Source organism: Micromonospora sp. NPDC047707 (genome assembly GCF_040704235.1).
Classification (GTDB): Bacteria; Actinomycetota; Actinomycetes; order Mycobacteriales; family Micromonosporaceae; genus Micromonospora.
The window spans coordinates 228,201-248,256 of the sequence record NZ_JBEYSU010000008.1 but is presented as its reverse complement, the minus strand read 5'-3'; the positions used below and the strand labels follow the sequence as shown (position 1 = coordinate 248,256).

Sequence of the window (20,056 nt, the reverse complement as noted above, 5' to 3'; positions counted from 1 at the left end):
GGCCCAGCCCGTGATCGTCGGGGTTCGGTGGCCACGCCACCCGGTGGTTCCTTGTGCAGGTGACCGTCCCGGCGGCTGGCCGCGGCGTGCTGGTGGGCCCGCACAATGGACGAGTCGACCGAGAGCAGCCGGTCGATGTCCCCAGCCGCGTCCGCATCGGCCCGGACCCCGGCGAGCATCCGCTCGACAGCTCGGAACTTCCACACGGTCCCGTTGAGCACCCGCCGGTCATCGATCCGCGGCCGACCACCAGTCACCGCCGACGGCAGATACCGCGACAGCGCCTCCCACTCGATGTCAGACATCTCGCAGCGACGACCCACGCGCTACACCCTCGACACCAAGATCCTTGAGTCGCTAACTAGACCGGCGGCCAGTTCCGCAGGGCCTCGCCGCCGCGGGCGAGCTGAGTTGACATCTGCCGACATCTGTGCGCGCGGGGTCTGGTTGAGCTGTCGCAGAGGTGCGACGAGTTCTGGAAACCGCAAAGGGGCAAGCAGATCGCTCACCGCCAAGACAGAACCGGTTCAGGCGCTGGCGAATTCGGACAGGTCGCCGAGGAGGTCGTCGAGGACGAGTTCCTCCTCCACCCGTACCCCGCGGCCCTGCAACGCCGCGGCGAGTTCGGGATCCCAGGCCGCATCCACAGTGCTGCCTCGCAGCGGCCGGGTCGAACCATGCACCGCGAGCGCGGCGAGGTAGTCCTCGGCCTGGTAACGCCACGGTCGCCAGGGCAGCCGGGCGTGCAGCAGGTTGGCGATCCGCAGGCCGCCCCAGTCGAAGTCGCCGTGGTAGCGCAGCCGGGCGCCGTCCGCCGTCAACGCGGTGAGCAGGCGCAGCGCGGCCGTGGTGGGTTGCCCGCCGACGCAGACCAGCGGCGGGCAGGCCGGGCCGAGTTCGTCGGCTGCGGCGGCGAGCACGGTCGGGTTCTCGCAGGCATAGATTTCTTCCGGCGCGAATCTCGGCTCGTCGCGGGTGAGCTGTCGCAGGGTGAGTACCACCGGTTCGCCGAGCGCCGTGGCTGGCCCGGCGAGGGTGTGCAGCCGGCAGCCGGGCCGGGTGGGCAGGTTGACCGCGAGCACCGTGGAGGAGAGTTCGTCGACGGTGACCCCGACCGCGTACCAGAGCATCCGGCGCTGCATGGCGGCCGACTCCGGCAGCGGCTCGCTGCCCCACCAGGTTGCCCGGATGGCCGAGCGGACCAGGGTGGCCAGCGGTCGGTCCGGGTCGAGGGCGTGCGCGTCGTCCGTCGTCCGCGCCGCCAGCCGGCTCAGCGGCTCCCCGGCGGCCGGCAACGCGCCGAGCACGGCGACCAGCGCATTGGCGAGGCGGGCCGCCGCCTCCGGCGAGCCGGACAGCCGGCGCAGCAGCGTGGTGGTACGTGGATCGGTGCACCACCCGGCCAGCTCGGTACGGGCCTCGCCGAGCGCGACGAGTGGCGCTGACGCGGCGCGCCAGGCCGCTGCCTCGGCGGCCCGAACGTCGGCGAGTACGGCGATGGTCCCGGTCAGCGCCTCGACCGCGGCGGCCAATCCGGCTGGGTGCATGCCGCTGCGTCGGACCACCTGGTCGAGTTCGTCCAGGTTGACCGTCAGGGTGCCGCCCCGGCCGGGCGGGCGGCCCAGCAGCCCTTCGATGGCCCGGCGTTCGTCCGGGCTCGGTTGGTTGAGCGAGAGTGTGCCGGTCAGCGGCTGCCCCCGGGTGAGCCGGCGGCGTAGGCGTTGCAGCAGCCGCCCGGTCTCCGGGCCGCCGAGTTGCCGCCGCAGGCGCTCCAGGTCCGTCATTCGGTTTCCCAGAGCCCCGGTGCCGCAACCTGCTGGTGATCCTGCGGCTCGGGTTCGCGCTGGTGCGGGGGACGCGGTGCGGGCTCCGGACGGGTCATCAACCGCCGTTCCCGGCCGTCCCACCGCCACGGCGTGACCAGAACGGCGTCGATGCCGTCGTGGCGGGCCAGCTGGGCGATGCCCAGGCCCGGCACCTGCGGGTAGCAGCCCCACTCCCGTTCGCTGGTCATCACCACGTCCAGGTCGAAGGTGGCGAGCAGGCCGAGGCACTTGGCCCGGGAGTCGTCGTCGACCCCCGCGAACGCCTCGTCGAGCGCGATCAGCCGGGGCGCGTGCGGGTTACCCGCCGACCCGTAGTAGGAGGAGGCGGCTGCGAACAGCGGCACGCTCGCTGCGAGCACCCGCTCGCCGCCGGAGGCCGGACCGGTCGCCGGCCGCCACTGCCCGTCCTGGTGTCGCTGGATCGCAAACTCGTGCCAGGCCCGGTAGTCCAGCGCCCGGGTGAGCTGCTCGGTCCAGGTCGCCGCGTCGTCGCGCAGGCGTTCCCGGTTGATCTGCTCCTGCAGGAACGCACCGACGGCGCGCCGGTCCTCGTCGTTCCACACGTCGGTGCTCTGCCGTAGCTGCCGGGCCCGCAGTTCGGCCAGCCCGGCCGGGGCGTCCCGAGTCGGGCGCCACAACAGCCGCAGGCGCATCCCGGTGGAGGTGGGGCGGCGCTCCAGCTCGGTGTTCATCCCACCGACCTGCCGCTCGGCGCCGACGATCAGCTCCTGGAGCGCCCCGGCCACCTCGTTGACCAGGTGAGTCTCCAACACCTCACGCTCGTGCGCCGAGAGCAGCCGGTGCCGTTCGTCGATCTCGTCGACCAGGGCGGCGGAGAGGTCGGCGACGCTGCGGGTGCTGCCCTGGAAGGTCACCTCGACGACCATGGTCTCCTCGTGGACCGTGGGCAGCACCTGGTGCCCGTGCCGGGAGAGGCTGTCGGTCAGCGTCTTGAGTTCGACGCTGACCTGCTGCTGCAGCCGGTCCCAGCGGCGGTCGTCGTCATCGGCGTCGGCGAGCTCCCGTTCGATGCCGCGGGCCAGGGTCACCGCTGGGGTCGCCGCCCACGGCTGCGCCAGCTCCGGCACCTCCAGCCCGGGGCAGACCAGCGCGATCAAACCCGTACCGGCGAACGCACGCAACCCGTTGACGGCGGCATCGCGGCCGGCGGTCGCCTCGTCCAGCTCCGCGTGGAGGCGCTCGCGCAGCCCGTCGGCCCTACCCCGGGCGTCGCGGGCCGCGGCTTCCTGCCGGCCTGCCTCCCCGCGCTCCCGTTCGCACTCGTCGAGCTGCGTGGTCGCCTCGGCGAGACGCCGTTCCAGCTCGGCGACGGAGGCGCCGGCTGCGGCGTCGAGGGTCTCGTACTCCACCCGGGCGGCGGTCGCCGCGTCGCGGGCCCGGGCCGCGTCGGCGGCCGCCGGCTCCAGCCGCTCCAACAGCTCCGCGTGGCGGCTGGCCGTCTCGTCCCGGTAGCCGGTCGCGGTCCGTACGGCGGTCACCGCCGGCCACCAGGCCGCGAGCGCCAGCTGGTACGCGTGCAACCCGTCGCGAACCACAGCCAGCTCGTCGACGTCGTACGGCAGGTCCACGTCGGCGGCGAATTCGGCCGCCTCGGCCAGCGCGGAGGCTGCCTCGGTGTGACGCTGGCGCAGCCGCCCGTCAGCCTCCGCTCGGCGGTCGGCCGTGCCGCGGCGGGCCTCGTGGGCGCCGCGGACCAGGGCGTGTGCCTCTCGCAGGCGCTGATCGGGGGGAAGGCTGTCCGCCTCCGCGGTGATCCGGTCGCGCCGCTCGCGCAACTCGCCGCGCGCTTCGGCGATCGTGGTCAGGGTCGCCGAGAGCCGGGCGATCTCATCCCGCAGTTGCCCGATCCGGGCCCGGCGGTACGCCTCCCGGGCGCCGTCGCCGATGTGCTCCGCCGCGGGCTTGGCCCACCGCCCGGCGAGGACGCCGTTGCGGAAGGCGCCGCTCGGGTCGACCCAGGTCGTCGCCGTCGAGTCGACGCCGAGGCCGATCGCGGCGAGGACCGCCGTGACCGCCCCGTCGCTCAACGCGGCGCAGCCCGGATCGGCGCGGTCGATCGCCGGGTGGAGCACGGTGCCCAGATTCGCGGCTGCCGGCGGGCCGGGGCGCAGCACGGCGTCCCCGGTGACCGGGTCGCGCAGTGCGCCGTCCGGGTCGAGCCAGGCATCGAGCACACCGGCCGCCTCCAGCGCGGCCTCGATGCCGGCCCGCGCCCGCTGCGTCACCTCCGGCTCGAAGTCGACGACCCGCCACAGTGGAGCGCCGGGCCGGTCCCGGCGTACCTCGTCGGCCCGGGTATAGGGAGACGGCGGTGGGTGGTGCCCGCCCTCCTCGAGCTCACGAAGTTCGGCCTCGGCCTGTGCCAGCGCGGCCCCGGCCCCGCCCTCCTCGGCGTCGAGAGCGGCGTCGGCGCGGGCCAGGGTTTCGGTCGCGGCTCGGGCGGCGCGGGCCGTTTCCCGGGCCGCCGGGTTCTCCCCGGCCAGGCTGGCAACCCAGAGTTCGAGCTCGGCGAGCACCGCCTCGGGGTCGCCGACCGGAAGTTCGACCAGTCCGGCGAGGTGCTCCCGGGTCTGGTCGACCAGCCGATGCCCGGCATCCGTCGCGGCCGTCTCGGCGTCGGCGATGCGTAGGTCGGCGGCGGCGACCTCGGCGTCGAGCCGGTCCACCTCCTCGCGGGCCCGCTCGGCCCGATCCCGCGCGGCCTCGGCGGTGCTGCGCAACCTGTCGAGGGTACGCAGCGCCGATCTCCGCGACTCGACCAGCTCCTCGGCGGCCCGGGTCGCCTCGCCGACCCCGTACGGCAGGGCCGCCGCCACCCGGGCCGTGTGCCGGTCGCCGATCCGGGCCGTCACGGCCTGCTGGGCCGCCCGGTCGCGGGTCGCCTCCTCGGACGCCTGGGCGTCCCGCAGCCGCCGGACGGCGTCCTGCGCGTCTCGGGCGGCGCGGGCCGCCTCCGCCTGCAACTCGCCGAGCCGCCGCTGCTGCTGGCCCGCAATCAGCTCCCGGTCTGCGGCAACTTCAGCCAGCCGGCGCAGGTGGTCAGCGGTCCGCGCCTCCGGGCTCTCCCGCAGCGCCTGGAGGCGGGTACCCAACTCCTGTGTCCGGGTCGCCAACTCGTCGAGGCGAGTCAGCGCCCCGGTGAGCTCGGCGTCGGCCTGCTCCCAGCCGCGCTGGGCGTCCGCGAGTTCCCGGCCGAGGTGTTCGTACCGGCTGTGCTGCTGGCGCAGGACGGTGGCGCGGCGGCGGGTCGCCACTCGGGCGTACTCCCGGTAGCGGGTCAGGAAGTCGTCTGCGGCGCGCTTGGTCTCGGCGAGCTCGCGCAGCGTCTCCCGTTCGCCTTCGAGCCCCCGGAACGCCTCGGCGACCTGAGTGATCAGGTTTTCGTCCAGCGGTGGCAGCGCGTCGCTCAGCGCCCGGGACAGGCTCTTCTCGTCCGGCCGTTTCGACAGCTGCGGCTGGCGGAGCCGGATCAGCAGCGAGACCAGTGCCTCGTAGCGGTTGCCGAGCCCGAACAGCGCCTCGTCGACGGCCCGCCGGTAGTCGACCGCCCGGTCGTAGACCATGCCGGCGGTCCCGATCGCGTCGCGCAGCCGGTCCCGGGCAAGGGCGGTGCCGGTCGGGCTGACCAGTGCCAGGTCGACGCCGATCCGTTGGCTGGTGACGAAGAACCAGTGCCGGGCGATGCCCCGACCGGCGACCGCCTTGAGGCCGCAGCCGATGGTGACGAAGTGGTCGCCGTCGCGGTCGCGGCGGCCGAACTCCAGCCAGGTGTAGCCGAGCCGTTCCGGGTGCGGATGCTTGCCGCCGAGCAGCAGGTTCCACTCCATCCGCTTGTTCGGGTCGCCGTCGGGTTCGACCCGGTACGGCGTCAGCTCCCCGTCGAGCAGAAACGGCAGGGTCAGAGCCAGCACCTTCGACTTGCCGGTGCCGTTGTTGCCGCGCAGCAGCAGGCTTCCGCCGTGGAAGTGGAACTCCTCCTGGTCGTAGTAGAAGACGTCGACCAGTCCGGCGCGCAGCGGCTGCCACCGCTGCCGGTCGGGCTGCGGCAGTGCGTCGGTCACCGGGCTGACTCCCTCGTTCGTTCGGGCGAATGTGGCCCCGGCCCCTCGGCCGGCGCGGCAGCGGCGGGCTCTCGGATGGTTGGCTCGGCCAGGGCGTACCGGGCGATCGCCGGGCGGGGTAGCACGAGCGGGTCGTCGCCCGACTCGACGGTGACCAGCTTGAGCGCGCGCAGCGCGTCGAGAGCCGTGGCGACCAGGTCCACCTCCGCGCCGGGATCGGTGGCGTGCTTGCGCCAGTACGACCGATGCTCGCGGGCCAGCTCCCGGGCGTGTCGGTGCAGGTCGCTGACGCGTACTCCGTGGTCGCTGGCGGCGATCCGCTCAGCCAGCAGCAGGGTCAGGTGGCTCTGCATTCCCTCGGCCGGCATCCGTACGTCGGTGAGCTCGTCGTCGGGGTCGACCATCGCGATCCCCTCCCGTCGCACCTCGGCGACCAGCCCGGTGAACGAGGTGATCCGGGTCAACAGTGCGTGCCGCTGGCTGGTCAGGTACGCCAGTTCCGGTTCGGTGAGTTCGTCGTAGTAAACCACTGGCTGCTCCAGCAGCAGCCGGGTCAGTCGGTGCCGCAGCGCCCGGTTGCGGGCGTCGTCGACGTCCGGTACGACCTCCAGCGTCAGCGCTGCCAGCCGATCTTTCAGGGTCGCCCCGCCGAGCATCGACGGCCCCCGGGTCGTGGCGAGCAGACCGGCGATGACGGGTCGGTCCACGTCGTAGAGGACGTCGCCGCCGGCGCCGAGGTAGGCCTCCTCGTCTCCGGCGACCCGGCGTAGCACGCCCCAGTGCAGCAGCAGGCGGACCACGGCGACCATGTCGGCCCGCCGCTCCCGGCGGTCCAGTGCGAACGTGAAACCGGTCGCGACCAGGGTCGGTTCGGCGGCCGCTGCCACCACATCCTCGGCGAGCCGGCCCAGGGTGATCTGCCCGTCGGCGCGGTCCAGCGCGGCCAGGGCGAGGCAGGTGAGGACGTACCGCTGCCGGGAGAAGGGGGTACGCGAGCGCGGGTCCCGGGCCGGGTGGCTGCCGTCGAGGGGGTCGGCGGTCAGCTTCATCAGCCGTATCGTCTGGGCGTCGGCGAGCAGCCGCCAGCCGGTCTCCCGGTCGAACCATTCGCGCAGCTCCGCCGCGTACGCCCGAACCAGGCGGAACTCGTCGTCGGCGGTCTGCCCGGCGACCAGCAGCGGGCGGGCGAGCAGCAGCCGGGCCGCCCGGCGCTTGCGGGCCTCGGGGACATCCTCGGCGGCGCCGCGTGCCCTCACCGGTCCGCCCCGACCAGATCGACGATCTCGATGAGGTGCTCCGGTCCGGCGAGCACCCCGTCCTCGGTCACGATCCGGACTGTCGCGCCGCCGGCCACCCGACGCAGCCGTACCGCCATCGTCCCGTCGGAGGTGGTGGTCTCTGCCCCAGAGCCGTCGGGTCGGCTGGCCGCCAGGGCGTCGCCGAGCAACTGGAGGAAGAGCCGAAACTCGGCGGAGTCGAGTCGGGCCAGCTCGGAGAGGGTGACCGGGCCCGCAGTGGCCAGTGCGGCGCGGGCCCGCGCGGTCTGTTCCGCCTCGTGTCGCATCCGTTCGGCGAGCAGGCGCCGTTGCTCGGTGCGGTCGAGCACACGATTCGGCGAGCCGCGCCGCTCGTACGAGCCGGTGCGGCGCAGCCGGGGGCTGATCTGCAGCCGCGGGGCCTGAGCCCACGGGGTGGCCGCCGGGACCGGCTGCTGCTCGGTGACGGCGAGCGTCTCGGCGGTCACGGTGAGATGCCGGGCGGGGGAGAGGCCGAACGCCGTGTGCCAGAGCCGGTGTGCCGCGTCGTCGTCGGGGACTTGGGCGAACCAGAGGGCGAGCCGGCGGAAGTCGGCGGTACGGTCGGAGCGTCCGGACCGCCGCTCGTTGATCGCCGCCACAATGCCGAGCAGCTGCCGGATCGCCCCAATCGCAGCCGTCCGCAACAGCCGCGCCTGCGACGGGCGGCTGCCGTCAGCGCTGACGAACCAGTCCCGCAGTCCAACCCAGCGCTGCCGCCATGCGTCGAGCGCCTCCCCGACGGCGGCCTCATGGCTGTGGGGGCCGCCCGCGTCCGTACCGACATCGTCCGTCACACCGGCGGCGGTCTCCGTCCGGGCGCCGGCTGCCGGATCGGCCTGCGCCGCGGTGCCGGTCGCCTCCGACTTGGGGTCGGTGCCGGTATCCTCGGGTACCTCGGTGGGGGCCGCGTCGGCGGCCTCGCGTTGGGCCACCACCAGCAGCAGCGGGTCAACGCCGGCCGCCTCGATCTGCCGGGCCAGCAGCGCGATCTCCGCGCCCCGGTTGGCCAGATCCGCGATGAACCGTTCCAGGTAGGCGATCAACTGTTCCTTGTACGCCAGGAACGCCGCGACGTTGGCGTCGGCGAAGTCGATGGCCCGGCGCAACGATGCCATGAAGGCCTGCGCGTTGTCAGCCAGGCCGGTGAACCGGTCGACGAGGCTCATCATCAGCAGGTGGGTCTTGGCCGAGTCCGGGAGTTCGCCGGCTGCGGCCGCCTCGGCGACGACCAGCAGTGCCCGCAGCTGCTCCGCGATGTCGGACAGCGCGACCGACTGCAACGCCCCGCGCCGCCCGAGCGCCGCCTCGTAGGCGGCGACCGCCTCCTCGACCGCATGCCCCTCCGGGCTGAGCTGGTAGAGATAGCGGGCCCGGTGGAAGTCCTCGACCGTGGTGACCCGGCCAGTGTCCGGGTCGGCGCGCAGGTTGCCCCAGTCGGCGAGCTGGTCCAGGGCGGCACGGACGGTCTCCAGCGACGGGCCGGCGCCGATCTCGGCGACGACATCCTCAGGACGCAGATGCACGGTGAACCGCTGCTTGGCCCGGACGAAGACGTCGAGAACCTGTCGGTACAGGGTCGCGTGCTGTGCCTGAAGGTGGGCGAACGGCGCAGCGGTCGACCCGGTCCCGAGAGGCATGGACCTCATCATCGCATCCCGTCCGGTCGCCCGGCCGCCGCCGGAGCCCCGCGTTGTCCGGCGCCGACGGTTCGTTGACGGAGTGCGACCTGGCGGAGACCGGCGCCGCTCAGGTGTTCGATTGCGGCGCCGCGATTCCGCTCGGCCCGTACGCCACCCGGACGTTCCGTCTCCGGTAGCGCCCGTTCGTCATGCGGTGGGGGTGCGCCGAGTCGAGCTTGGGACTTGACCGCTTCGGCTCGGCGCACCCGGCCCATCCGGGGGTCGGCGGCCCGGCCGGGTCGGTCAGCGGACGCCCTCGAAGGCGACCGCCGGATCGGTCTGCGCGGGCGTGCCCCAGACCGCCGCGTCGTACGCCGCGTCGCCGGCCAGGTGGCGGAGGAACCACTGGGTGAGCAGTCGCCGGGTGAGCTGCAACTGGGTGGCTCGGCTGATGCTTCCGCTGTCGCAGAAGAGGGAGGAGCTGTCCAGGAAGCCACAGTGGTAGCCGCCCCGGATGGTGCGTAGCTGCTTCGCGGGTGGCTTGCTGTCGTAAATTGGCCGCTGGTGGCCGGAGATCCCGGCGATGCTGTCCCGTTCCCCGGCGACCAGCTGCACCGGGAGGGTGAGCGTCGCGGCGGCTGCCTTGGCGGACGGGTTCGTCTCGGCGGCGGCCAGGTTGGCCACCGTCACGACGCGCGGGTTGCGGGCCGCGGCGAGCAGGCTGGCGCCGCCGCCCATGGAGTGACCGGACAGGCCGAGCCGGTCGGTGTCGACGCGCCCGGCGAACCGTGACCCGGCGGTTGCGTCCTGCGCGACCGTCCAGGCGAGCGCGGCGTTCAGGTCGTCGGCGAAGGCGCTGTGGTTCGGGGACAACCCGCCGTGCGAGCCGGGCGCGACGACGATGAAGCCCCACGTGGCGAGGTGGCCGAGGGTCGAGTGGTAGCGCGAGATCCCCTGCAGGAAGCCGTGCCCGAAGGCGATGGCCGGGAACCGGCCCGCCGCGACGGGCTGGCCGTTGCCGGGGGTGGTGGCGGGATAGTAGACCCGGGCGGAGAAGGATCGGCCGGCCGCGCTGACGGTGGTGTCGACGTAGCCGGCGGCGTACGCACCCGCGCTGCCCGGATCGGGGACAGCGCTGCCCGCGCTGGCTCCGAGCGGCGCGGGCAGCGCCAGGGCGAGAACCGTCGCGCCGGCGGCGGTGAGCCGTCTCCACATGACTGCCTCCTATCGATGCATCGACGTGAATAGAGGAGAGCATCGAGTGACAACGGCGCGCGCAGTCCGAATGAGCAATACCGACGGTGTTATGACCGCGTTGCCCGCGTGACCCACCAGGCCGGCGGCGGCACCCGCGTGATTCGGGGTCCCACACCGTCCGCCGGCACGAGCATCGCCTCGGCCCCGAATCGCGCAGGATGTGCTCACGCTCTCTGGGTCCGGCATCGGGCGGCACCGGTACGACCGCCGCCCCGGCCAGCAGCGCGCCGACGACACCGACCACCGTGCGGTTCGCGCCGAGGGCCCCGCGGTGGCGCCGGCGCCTGTGGCGCACAGTGCCGGACGTTCGACCGTAGTCGGGCGTGCGGGAGCAGTTCACCCCTACCGGCGACGCCACCTCCGTCGTCGGGCACACAACAGACTGATGGGTCTGCTGGTGGGTGCGGGGCATGGCTGCCTCCAGGCCGGCGGTTGAGGGGACGGAGCGTAGCCGGTATTGAGCGGCGATTATCGGAATTGGAGCGGCGTCTGTTGACCGGGCTGTCGGGAATCTAGCTGCTGTGAAGGCCGCCGGCCCGATCAGTCGCTCAGAATCTCGCTCTTGGATCCCTGATACTTCGTTTCGGCACTTGTTGAGCAACTGTCATCGATCCGCGCGGCGACCGCTACGGCAATCGCCCAGCGTGATTTATCGAGCAGCGACATGACGAAAGGAGGGTGTCCCGTGACGACGCCAGCACCAGGCGGTTGCCGGCTGTCGCTCGTCGAGGTGCGGATCACCGAGTGTGACCTGGCATGCGTGCCGCAGGTGGAGGCGCTGTGCGGCCAACTCCTGGCACTGCGGCCGGCACGTCTCGTCGTCGACCTGTCCGAGTGTCGACACATCGACGCTGCCGCCGTCGGGCACCTGATCGACCTGAACCGGCGGCTGCGTCAGCACGGTGGGCGGCTCATCGTGTCAGATCCGGCCCCGCGCGTCCACCGCGTGCTACGGCTACTGCGCGTCGACCAGGACCTGTCAATCGTCTCAGGACGCTCGTGGCCAGGCGCCTCGTCCGGTCGTCGGGCGGCGGTGGAACTCGGCGGCGGTCCGGTCACCTGAGCCGTTGCGTTGTCAACCCTCACAGCAGCGACCGCCACACCCGAGCGGTGATCAACCTGTCCGGCCGGCTCGATCCGCCAAGCCGGCGCGCAGCAGGCGTCCGGCGGAGCGGGAGCCGCGGACGGCGAGATCGCCCGGCGCGGTATGGCCGCGGCTTCCGGTGGCGGTCGGGCACGGCGGCCTCAGCGGGTGGCGGCGGTCGGTGTGACGGTGGTCTGCCGGGTGTCGCCGTCGCGCAGGTAGGTCACGGACACGCGCTGGCCGGGCTCGACCGACCGTAGCGCGCCGAGGAACTCCTCCAGCGTGTCGGTGCGCTCACCGGCCACCTGCGTGACGATGTCCCCCGGGCGCAGGCCGGCCGCGGCCGACGGACCGTTCCCGTCGACGTCCCGAACCAGGACCCCCCGGTCGGTGCCGGCATTGAGCGACCTGGCGATCTGCGGGGTCAGCCGGGCCACCGCCACCCCGAGGTACGGCTGGGTGACCCGGCCGTCGTCGAGCAGGTCGTCGGCGATGTCCAGGGCGGTGGCGGCGGGGATCGCGAACCCGATGGACACCGCGCCGGTCTGCGGCGGGAGGTACGCGTCGTTGATGCCGATCACCCGCCCGGAGTAGTCGGCGAGCGCGCCGCCCGAGTTGCCGGGCGAGATGGCCGCATCGGTCTGGATCAGGTCGACAAGGGCGTTGCCCTGGCTCGCCGAACCGGGGATCTCCCGGCCGACGCCGGAGACGATGCCCGCGGTGACACTGTTGAGGAAGCCCAGCGGGCTGCCCAGGGCGACCACCGGCTCGCCGGGCGGGGGCAGCTCGGTGCGGAACGGGGCGGGCGGCAGGTCGGCGCGCTCGGCGCGGAGCACGGCGAGATCGGTGACGGCGTCGGCGGCGACCACCCGGGCCGGTACGCGCGTGCCGTCGGCGAGGGCGACCTCCACGCTCTCCCGATCACCCACGACGTGCTCGTTGGTGAGGATCAGCCCGCCGTCCCGGAACACCACCCCGGAGCCGAGGCCCTGCCCGACCCGTACGGTGACGACGGAGGGCTGCAACCGCGCGATGATCTGTGGCAGGTCGACGCTGGCCGGTGCCGGCGCGGCCGTCGCCCCGGCGGTCGGTGCCGCCGTCGCCGTGTCACCGTCGTCGGCGGTGCAGCCGGCGGTGGCGACCAGCATCGCTCCGCTGCCCAGCAGTGCCACCCAGCGCGATCGGCGCGTCACGGCTCCGTCCTCCTCCGCGGTCGTCCGGCGGCGCAGGCCTGCGCCCTGGCTGGCCCGCTACCCGAACCCCCCGCCGGCAAACCTCGGACCGCCGCCCATCGCCGGACCGTCACAGGGGTGGGCAGGAATCGTCATCCGTTCGTCACGGCCGAGCTGAGCGCCAAGGCGCACATCCTCGCCTGGCGCACACCCGGAGTGCACGACGTCAGCTACCGGGTCCGCCGGCTGGAAGCCTGAACCTGGCCTCGCCGGCCGCGCGCCTGACCGTCCCGCCGGCGAGGGCCGGGGCGGTGGTGTGCCGGTTCGGTCCGGCACACCACCGTGCCCGCCGCTAGAAGCGGTAGTAGGGGTAGGTCGGGTAGACGTAGCCGGCTCCCCAGTACGGCGGGTAGCCGTAGTAGTCGTAGAGGGATTGGTAGTAGTCGGATTCGTCGACGAGGTCGGGGTCGTACCGGGGTGCGTCGGACACCCGGTCCCGGGCTTCGCTCACGCACACGACGTCGTCGGAGATGCTGGTGACGGCGTCGACCGGGAGGTACGACGGGGTGGCGCCCAGGCCGAGGATGCCGCCGTGCTCCACCCGCAGCATCCGTACCTTGTGCCGTTCGCTGTCGACGAGCAGGTCGTCGACCTTGCCCAGGTCGTTTCCGTCCCGGTCGCGGACCTTGCGGCCCCGGATGTCCTCGGCGGGGTCGACGAGGACCTGATCGCTGTCGCCGAGCTTGGTCAGCGACAGGGAACTCTGGCGGGTCATCGGGGTCTCCCTTCTGTCGTTGTCGGTCGTCGCACAGGGCGTTCCGCAGCCACTACCGGGGCGGTGCGGCGGATAAACGGCACCGGTCAGGCCGGGTGGGCTGGTGCCCGTCGGGCGACGCCGGGCCAGTGGGTCACGAATCCGGCCTTGTCGAACGAGATGGTGGCGTTGCCGGTGTCGGACTCGACGCGCATGCCGCCGTCGGGCAGCGGATGCCGCTGGCTGTCGACGACGACGACGGCCAGTGACGGCGGTACGACCAGGCCGACCCGGGTGCGCGTCGGTTCCGACCCGTCGCGGTGTCGCCCTGGCAGTGTGGCGAACAGCGGTGCGCGGGCGATGGCGATCTCACCGACGGCGTCGAGGCGGTTGGTGTCATCGATGCCGGCGATTGGGGCCACTGGACGTCCGGCGCGGCGCAGCGCGGCGTCGAGGTCGCCGCTCTCGTGCGTGTCGACCCGCCACTGTTCCGCGTCGCGTCGCAGGCGTACGCGGCGGCGCCAGCCGGCGCCCTCGGTGGTCACCGACAGCGTGGTGCACCGGCCGTCCGGCTCCCGGCGCAGGCGGTAGTGCAGGCAGTACGGCAGGACTCCGCCGATGAGCGCGACGCCGTCGGCGGCGGTGAGCTGCTGGTCGACGACGGCGAAGTCGGTGCCGACGACGTCGAGGCGTTGCCACAGCAGCGCACGGTCCAGGGCCGGATCGAGCAGGGCAGCGGCTTCCTCCGCGGCGGTTTCCCGGTTGGCGGTGAGGCTGAACATGATCGTCTCCCTTCCTCGGTCGGCGGCTGGCTCTACCCGTCCCGGCCGGCCCCGACGCAGGGCCGTCCCCCCGGTTTCCGGACCACCGCGGGCGTCGGTGGTAGCGCCGAACCGGTCCGATACCGACGGAAGGGAGCCGACCGACGATGCCCGTGGGTCCCAAGCGGCGCGTTGTCCGACCGGCCCTCCCGTCACCTCGCCGGGTGGACGTTCGACGCTGGGCCGGTCGGCGTTGCACAGGTCGGTGACAAGTCGTTGACGATCCTTCAAAGGCGGTTTTCCGGGCGACGTCGAGGAGATTGCTGACCGTGAGGCGCCGGACGGCAGGTCCGCCAACCGGTGCCGAGGTGGCGGGGCGTGATCGGTGTGGAGCCCGTGCCAGCGGCGCTGGCGCCGTCCGTTGAGCACCATCCGCGCCCCGCGGCGGCAGGGCCGACGGCCCGCCCACTCGACGACCACGGGAGCGACATGTATTCGATCGATGCTGTCCGGGACACCCACACCGGTGTTGTCGGGGCCGAGCGCCGGGAGCAGGCGACCGTCGCGGCGATCCGCCGGCTGCGCGACCCACGGTGCTCCGGTGGCGAGCGTGACCGCCTGCGGCAGGACGTGGTGCGCTGGAACCTGCCGCTGGCCCGGCGGTTGGCCCGGCGCTACCAGCACCGGGGCGAGGGCCTCGACGACCTGCAGCAGGTCGCGGCGCTCGCGCTCGTCAAGGCGGTGGACGGGTACGACCCGGGCCGGGGCCCCAGCTTCACCGGCTACGCCACCCCCACCGTGCTCGGCGAGTTGAAACGGCACTTCCGGGACCGGGTGTGGAGCGTGCACGTGCCGCGGCGGCTGCAGGAGCGGTGCCTGGAGGTCACCCGGGCCCGCGATGACCTGACGCAGCGCCTGCACCGGCGGCCGTCGGCAGGGGAGATCGCCGCCGCCCTCGGTGTCAGCGCGGCCGACGTCCGCGCCACCGAGGGCAGCATGTCGGCGTACCGGGCGGACTCGCTGAACCGGCCGGCGAGGCCCGACGACGACAGCTGCGAACAGCAGGACCTGCTCGGCGCGCGGGACGAGGCCTTGGAAGCGGTGTGCGACCGGGTAACGCTGCGGGCCGCCGTCGAGCGACTGGCGCCCCGGGCCCGGCACGCCGTGCACGAGTACTTCTACCGCAACCGTACGCAGGCGCAGATCGCCGCCGACCTCGGCACCTCGCAGATGACAGTGTCGCGGGTGCTCACGCAGGCCCTCGCCCAGTTGCGGGCGACGCTGTCCGAACGGACCTCGGAACCGCGGCCCGCCGTCGACGGCCACGGGGACCTGCGCGTGCGCACGTACGAGGCCGGTCGGGGTTGTGCGGTGGTGGCGGTCGCGGACGTCGTGGACGCAGCCGCGGCGGCCCGCCTCCGACAGTTGCTCATGGACCTGGCGCTCGCCCGACGGCCGCGCATGCTCGTCGTCGACCTGCGTCACGCCGGGCACCTGCCGATGGCAGCCGCCCGGACCCTGCTCGACGCCCGCCGCGCCTGCGGGCACGTGGGATCCCGCTTCTGCCTGGTCAACGTCGGCCCGGAGGCATACCACGCGCTGCACCGCACCGGGCTCGACCGGTTGCTGGACGTCCGCCCGGCGGCGGGCGCGGCGGCCGCCGGGCGTACCCCTGCTCCGCCGACCACAGCCGGCGGACCTGTGACGCCCGCCCGTCCCGCCGATGCGACCGCAACCGTCCCGCTGCCCGGACCGCCGGACCGGACAAGGTACCGCCGCCGGTTCCGCAGCGGTGCCGCCGTCGGGACCCGGGCCTGGCGGCGAGTGTGGATGGACCGGACACGGTGTCCGTCACGACTCGCCACCAGCTGCCCGGCGGAGCGTCACCTCCCGGGTGGCGGAGGCGATGGGAATGCCGGCCTCCCCAAGGCGGTGGAGGATCGTGCGGGTCACCGCTTCCTCGACGGCAGGCGCGCCCAGCGACGACGATGCCCGCTGCGCCAAGGGGAAACCGGATCACTCCGTTCGTGGGCGCTGGTTCGCGACGAGGGTCAGTATGGCGGCATGCGTCTGCTCGTCCGCAGCCACCACCAGACCGCCCAGACCGGTGTGCATCGGCTGGCCGTCGATTCCGGTGACCACACAACCGGCTGCCTGGCAGAGGGCGATTCCCGCCGCGAAATGAACGCTGTCGGACAGGTGACCATCGGTGACGTAGGCGGCGCGGCGGCCAGCGGCGACCCAAGCCACGGCCAGGGTGGTGGAGACGACGCGAGGGCGGAACTGCTCGATGAATCCTTCGTCGGCGAGCATCCGGGCGGCCGAGAAGACTCCCTTGTTGGGAAACGGTGGGTCGAGATTGACGTCGACCAGTCTCGACTCGGCCGACGGGGCAAGTCGCTGGTCCGAACCACCGCGACGCACGTATGCAGCGGCACCGTCAGTCCAGAACACCTCGTTCGTGAACGGGTCCGCGGCGGCGGCCACCGTGTCCTGCTCACCGGCTCGCAGCGCCACATTCACCGAGGCCAGCATGTTACGCACGGCATAGTTCAACGTTCCGCACAACGGGTCGACCAGCCACGTACGATCGTTGTCGCCGTTGCCCGTGCGCCCGCTCTCCTCACCCAGCACGAGATCGTCCGGGCGCGCGGTACGCAACACGTCGATGATGGCTCTTTCGGCCTCGATGTCGGCCGTGGTGGCGAAGTCACCTGCGGACTTCTGCAAGCGTGTCAGCGATGATCCGTAGTGCGAGCGGACGACCGCAGCCCCGGCTTCCGCCGCTTCGATGACCAGGTCCTGGTCGGTGATCGACATGCAGGGACCATAGATGTCCACCGCACCTCGAACGCGCGTGGCCTCGCCACGGCCAGCGAGCATCGGTCAAGTACCCGGATCTGCCGCGCGTTAGGCAGCGTGACGCCGAGCTGGCCTGGCTGCCGGTCGGACGGACGTCGCATGGAAAAGATCCACACCGGTGAATGGGTGATCATCGGCGCGCGAGAGCACGAGACCGCATGGTCCGTGGGCTACCAGTCACGCGCCTTCATCGAGTCAAGGGACATACCCGATTCGTTGGTAGGCAACGGACCTGTGGTCGTACCCAAGTCCGGCGCGGAGCCATGGCTGGCCTGGTCCGGTCGGCCGGTGGAAGAACAGATCGCCGAGGGGCGGCCCACCCTCGGCTGAACGCACTGGCATGCCGCTGATCGTGCGCCGGTGCCGGGCTACAACCCCAGCAGAAGCACCTGGGCCAGAGTGCTGCAGTCGCATGAGCTCGCAGCGTCCTCGTCGCTCAACCGTTCCCTGCGGCTTTGAGCAGCGATTCCGTCTTAGGGTGGCCACTTCGGACGGCCCATTCGAGGGGCGACAGCCCGCTGCCGTGGTCCTCGCGGAGGTTCGGATCTGCGCCCCTTGTCAGGAGTTCGCGGACGACATCGGCATGTCCCCACGCTGCGGCTCCAGTCAACGGTGTTCCCTCCTCGCCGCGCCCGCTCTCGACGTTCGGGTCCGCACCGGCGTCCAGGAGGATCCGCACCGCCGCACGCTTGTCCTGCAGCGCGGCCAGGTAGAGAGGCGTGGTGCCGTCACGGTCTGCCGCGTTCGGGTCTGCCCCCGCGCGCAACAGCGCAAGCACGGCCGGAAGATCGTCACGTAGCAGCGACGCCATCAGGCGGGCGGTGAGCTTCTTGCGCTGTCGGACGTTCACCAGCATCGGAACAGGGGGTCCGGTGTGGCGTCCGGTCAGTCGGCGGGGGGCTCGTACGAGAAGTCGACCTCGAAGGCGCCGTCGCGCTGGACGGCCATGGTGAACCCGTACCAGGGGTCGCCGCCGTCGTCGATCATCACCTGCCGCAGGTCGATGAGCAGGTCGGTGATCTCGTCGACGGCCTCGTCGGGGTTGTCGTCCCAGGAGAAGTAGAACGCTTTCCCGTCGGGCCCCCGAAGTTCCAGGGACGCGTTGGCGTAGTCGACGTCGGTTTCGCCGTTGGCGATGATGGTTTCCGCGTTGTCGGGCAGGACCGACAGCAGGATCTGCCCGATGCGGGTGATGATGTCGCTGTCACGACCGTCAGGCACGACGGCACCTTTCATGGATTCCGGAATCGGTGGGTGCGTTTGGGGCCGTTGTCGATCTGCTCGGTGATAGTGAACGCGGTCGGCCGGGTTGATGCTGAGTTCGGATCGTAGTGCACCCGGCCCTCGACCCGGACGGTCTGGGAGCCCGCGCCGGGGGTGGGGTGGTCCGGGTCCAGGGCCCGCGCCCACCTGTTCTCCATCCTTTTCCAGGCGGACAGGTTGAGGTTGGAGTCCATCGCCACGAGGTTGATGCGTTCGCCGGGACCGCGGAAGATGTGGGCGAACAGGTGGCCGCCCTGGTCGGTCGACTTGCGGAACGGCCTGCCGGCGACGCGCTGCTGGTAGGCGTTGCGGTGTCCGTCCACCGCCTGGAGACGGCCGCTGAAGTGGGTGACCCGGCCCTTGGAGTCGGTCTTGTAGGTGTAGCCGGTGGTGCGTTCGACGTAGGTCGTGTTGGGTTGGAGTTTGCGCCGGTTCACCGTGCGGTTCCACGCTCCGGGCTGACCGGCGTTGAAGTCGATCCGGGCGCGGGTGCGTGGGGCGGGGATCACTCGTCCGGCAGCGCCGATCGGTCCGCGGGCGTTCGGTGCGCCGCCCGGGGTCGCACGCCGTCCGCTGCCTCGCCCGCCTCGGCCTCTAGCCATTGAGCACCGCTTCGACGGCCATGGCGATGAGCTGGTCGAGGATCAGCGAGGTGATCATCTTGAAGACCGGGATTTCGAGGAGCGAGGCACCGAACGTCACGGCGGCGGTCGCGATGGCCTGGGCGATCTGCACGGCAAGGATCGCCAACTGCACGATCACCTGGATCTTGAGGGCGAGGACGACGCCGGCGCAGACCATGATCCCCGCCCCGACGAGAGAGGCGCCGGGGATGCCCTGGGCAAGCGCGTTCGCCGGGCTGTCGGCGCCGTTCCACCACGCCTGGAAAGCCTGGGCCGCCTCGCCCTGGTTGTTCGCAAAGTAGGTGGAGGCTGAGGCGAGGGCCGCGGCTCCCGCGGCTTCCATCTTCGGCGCGAACTCCACCCACAACTGCCCGAGCTGGAACAACCGCTCCTCGTCCGAGGTGGGCCAGTCGTAGCCGAGCATGCCCAGGATGGACACCAGCTCACCCGGTAGCTGCAGTCCCATGCCGGTCAGCCGAGGCTCTCGCCGAGGGCGTTCAACGCGGTGAAGGCGTCCGCCTCGACCCGTTCGTAGGCTTCCGCCACGCCGACCAGGTCGTCGCCGGCGGCGGCCAGCTCGTCGGCGACGGTGTGCCAGCAGTCGAGCGCCCACTGCGCGACGGCGACGTAGGCGGTGCCGATGTAGGTGCCGATGGTGTCGTCGCCCCAGGCGCCGTCGTAGGCGGCAGTGGCGGCCTCGAACGCCGCCAACTGCTCCAGGAAATCCTCGCCGCTGGTGGCGAGGTTGTTGCCGGCGGTGAGGATCGCCTCCGGTTGCACGTCGAAGCCTGGCACCGTTCCCCCGATCGAGTGACGGACTGTGGCGGCACGGATCCTATCGGCAGACGCCAACCCGCGGGTTACGCGGACGGTCCCGGGTCCGTCGGGTGCGGGCCGCGGACGGTGTGGCATGTTCGTACGCTCAGGGGCGGCCGAGGGGACAGGGGAGCGGGGTATGCGTCCGAGCAGTGAGGGTTTCGCCGAGATGCTGGACCAGGTGGTCGCCGCCGCCGGCAGGGTGCAGGAAGCAGCCACCGGCGGCGCGGAGCCGGTGCGCACGAGCGCGGCGAACGGCTGGGTCGAGGCCGAGTTGGGCGCGAATGGACGGCTCGCCGCGCTGACCCTCGATCCGGGGTTGAAGGGGCTGCCGATGGAGCGGGTAGCCGCCGCGATCGTCGAGGCGGTCAACACGGCCCTGGACGAGCAGCAGGCCCAACGCGGCCATGGTGGGCCGGCGGTGGACCTGTCCGAGATGATGGCGCAACTGAAGCAGGTCCAGGAGGCCGCGGTCCCGCAGATGCGCTCGTTCGTGGACGCGCTGACCCGCGCCCAGCAGGACGCCGCCGCCCGCGCCACGCGAGGGTAGCCGCGCGGCGGTCCGCTGGCGCGGTGATGCTCACCAGCCCGAACGGTCCTTGTTCGACCATCGGCGCGCCGGCATGATGGGCAGGGACG

18 protein-coding genes and 2 pseudogenes are annotated in these 20,056 nt (G+C 72.4%); 4 read left to right on the top strand and 16 right to left on the bottom strand.

Going from position 1 to position 20,056, the window contains the following annotated elements; translation table 11 throughout:
* Nucleotides 1-527 precede the first annotated feature (527 nt).
* The 7 genes and pseudogenes from AB0873_RS12345 to AB0873_RS12315 all read right to left on the bottom strand — a co-directional run bounded on the left by AB0873_RS12345 (nucleotide 528) and on the right by AB0873_RS12315 (nucleotide 10,748).
* Nucleotides 528-1,784, bottom strand: coding sequence for a TIGR02679 family protein (locus AB0873_RS12345; RefSeq protein WP_366599740.1), 1,257 nt, complete (start codon nucleotides 1,782-1,784; stop codon nucleotides 528-530).
* The gene (locus AB0873_RS12340) at nucleotides 1,781-5,908 is read right to left on the bottom strand and encodes a TIGR02680 family protein (RefSeq protein WP_366599739.1); all 4,128 of its coding nucleotides are present in this window, start codon (nucleotides 5,906-5,908) and stop codon (nucleotides 1,781-1,783) included. The genes AB0873_RS12345 and AB0873_RS12340 overlap by 4 nt, the downstream gene beginning before the upstream one ends.
* Nucleotides 5,905-7,164: a TIGR02678 family protein gene (locus tag AB0873_RS12335; RefSeq protein ID WP_366599738.1), complete on the bottom strand. Its 1,260-nt coding sequence runs from the start codon at nucleotides 7,162-7,164 to the stop codon at nucleotides 5,905-5,907. The genes AB0873_RS12340 and AB0873_RS12335 overlap by 4 nt, the downstream gene beginning before the upstream one ends.
* Entirely contained in the window at nucleotides 7,161-8,843 is a 1,683-nt protein-coding gene (locus tag AB0873_RS12330; protein WP_366599737.1) for a TIGR02677 family protein, read from the bottom strand. Before AB0873_RS12330 ends, AB0873_RS12335 begins: the two co-directional genes overlap by 4 nt.
* Nucleotides 8,844-9,128: 285 nt before the next feature.
* Entirely contained in the window at nucleotides 9,129-10,040 is a 912-nt protein-coding gene (locus AB0873_RS12325; RefSeq protein WP_366599736.1) for an alpha/beta hydrolase, read from the bottom strand.
* A gap of 161 nt (nucleotides 10,041-10,201) precedes the next feature.
* Nucleotides 10,202-10,329: pseudogene (locus AB0873_RS12320) on the bottom strand (AMP-binding protein); the annotation flags it as partial.
* 293 nt (nucleotides 10,330-10,622) lie between these two features.
* Nucleotides 10,623-10,748 carry a hypothetical protein gene (locus AB0873_RS12315; RefSeq protein WP_366599735.1) on the bottom strand — a complete coding sequence of 42 codons (126 nt, stop codon included), beginning with the start codon at nucleotides 10,746-10,748 and terminating at the stop codon, nucleotides 10,623-10,625.
* 19 nt (nucleotides 10,749-10,767) lie between these two features.
* On the opposite strand from AB0873_RS12315, the gene AB0873_RS12310 reads away from it, so the two are divergent.
* Complete coding sequence (locus tag AB0873_RS12310) at nucleotides 10,768-11,145, top strand: STAS domain-containing protein (RefSeq protein WP_366599734.1); 378 nt, start codon at nucleotides 10,768-10,770, stop codon at nucleotides 11,143-11,145.
* 182 nt (nucleotides 11,146-11,327) lie between these two features.
* On the opposite strand, the gene AB0873_RS12305 is transcribed toward AB0873_RS12310, so the two are convergent.
* The 3 genes from AB0873_RS12305 to AB0873_RS12295 form a co-directional block, all read right to left on the bottom strand.
* Entirely contained in the window at nucleotides 11,328-12,359 is a 1,032-nt protein-coding gene (locus AB0873_RS12305) for a trypsin-like peptidase domain-containing protein (protein ID WP_366599733.1), read from the bottom strand.
* Between the two features lie 331 nt (nucleotides 12,360-12,690).
* Entirely contained in the window at nucleotides 12,691-13,113 is a 423-nt protein-coding gene (locus AB0873_RS12300) for a PRC-barrel domain-containing protein (RefSeq protein ID WP_366599732.1), read from the bottom strand.
* 86 nt (nucleotides 13,114-13,199) lie between these two features.
* Nucleotides 13,200-13,874 carry a putative glycolipid-binding domain-containing protein gene (locus AB0873_RS12295; RefSeq protein WP_366599731.1) on the bottom strand — a complete coding sequence of 225 codons (675 nt, stop codon included), beginning with the start codon at nucleotides 13,872-13,874 and terminating at the stop codon, nucleotides 13,200-13,202.
* Between the two features lie 468 nt (nucleotides 13,875-14,342).
* On the opposite strand from AB0873_RS12295, the pseudogene AB0873_RS12290 reads away from it, so the two are divergent.
* Nucleotides 14,343-15,485, top strand: a pseudogene (locus AB0873_RS12290) (SigB/SigF/SigG family RNA polymerase sigma factor); the annotation flags it as partial.
* Nucleotides 15,486-15,869: 384 nt separating this feature from the next.
* Here the strand turns inward: AB0873_RS12290 and AB0873_RS12285 are convergent.
* Nucleotides 15,870-16,673 (bottom strand): inositol monophosphatase family protein, encoded by an 804-nt coding sequence (locus AB0873_RS12285; RefSeq protein WP_366599730.1) that lies wholly within the window; start codon nucleotides 16,671-16,673, stop codon nucleotides 15,870-15,872.
* 141 nt (nucleotides 16,674-16,814) lie between these two features.
* Here AB0873_RS12285 and AB0873_RS12280 point away from each other — a divergent pair, with 141 nt between their 5' ends.
* Nucleotides 16,815-17,045: a YrhB domain-containing protein gene (locus tag AB0873_RS12280; protein WP_366599729.1), complete on the top strand. Its 231-nt coding sequence runs from the start codon at nucleotides 16,815-16,817 to the stop codon at nucleotides 17,043-17,045.
* A gap of 106 nt (nucleotides 17,046-17,151) precedes the next feature.
* On the opposite strand, the gene AB0873_RS12275 is transcribed toward AB0873_RS12280, so the two are convergent.
* The 5 genes from AB0873_RS12275 to AB0873_RS12255 form a co-directional block, all read right to left on the bottom strand.
* Nucleotides 17,152-17,571, bottom strand: a complete 420-nt coding sequence (locus AB0873_RS12275) for an ankyrin repeat domain-containing protein (RefSeq protein WP_366599728.1) — start codon at nucleotides 17,569-17,571, stop codon at nucleotides 17,152-17,154.
* Between the two features lie 29 nt (nucleotides 17,572-17,600).
* Nucleotides 17,601-17,936 carry an immunity protein YezG family protein gene (locus tag AB0873_RS12270; protein ID WP_196255619.1) on the bottom strand — a complete coding sequence of 112 codons (336 nt, stop codon included), beginning with the start codon at nucleotides 17,934-17,936 and terminating at the stop codon, nucleotides 17,601-17,603.
* Nucleotides 17,937-17,947: 11 nt separating this feature from the next.
* Nucleotides 17,948-18,487, bottom strand: coding sequence for a DNA/RNA non-specific endonuclease (locus AB0873_RS12265; RefSeq protein ID WP_366599727.1), 540 nt, complete (start codon nucleotides 18,485-18,487; stop codon nucleotides 17,948-17,950).
* Nucleotides 18,488-18,572: 85 nt separating this feature from the next.
* Nucleotides 18,573-19,067: a hypothetical protein gene (locus AB0873_RS12260; protein WP_155331493.1), complete on the bottom strand. Its 495-nt coding sequence runs from the start codon at nucleotides 19,065-19,067 to the stop codon at nucleotides 18,573-18,575.
* Between the two features lie 5 nt (nucleotides 19,068-19,072).
* Nucleotides 19,073-19,396: a PE domain-containing protein gene (locus AB0873_RS12255; RefSeq protein WP_366599726.1), complete on the bottom strand. Its 324-nt coding sequence runs from the start codon at nucleotides 19,394-19,396 to the stop codon at nucleotides 19,073-19,075.
* 160 nt (nucleotides 19,397-19,556) lie between these two features.
* Here AB0873_RS12255 and AB0873_RS12250 point away from each other — a divergent pair, with 160 nt between their 5' ends.
* Complete coding sequence (locus AB0873_RS12250; protein ID WP_366599724.1) at nucleotides 19,557-19,967, top strand: YbaB/EbfC family nucleoid-associated protein; 411 nt, start codon at nucleotides 19,557-19,559, stop codon at nucleotides 19,965-19,967.
* Nucleotides 19,968-20,056: the final 89 nt, after the last annotated feature.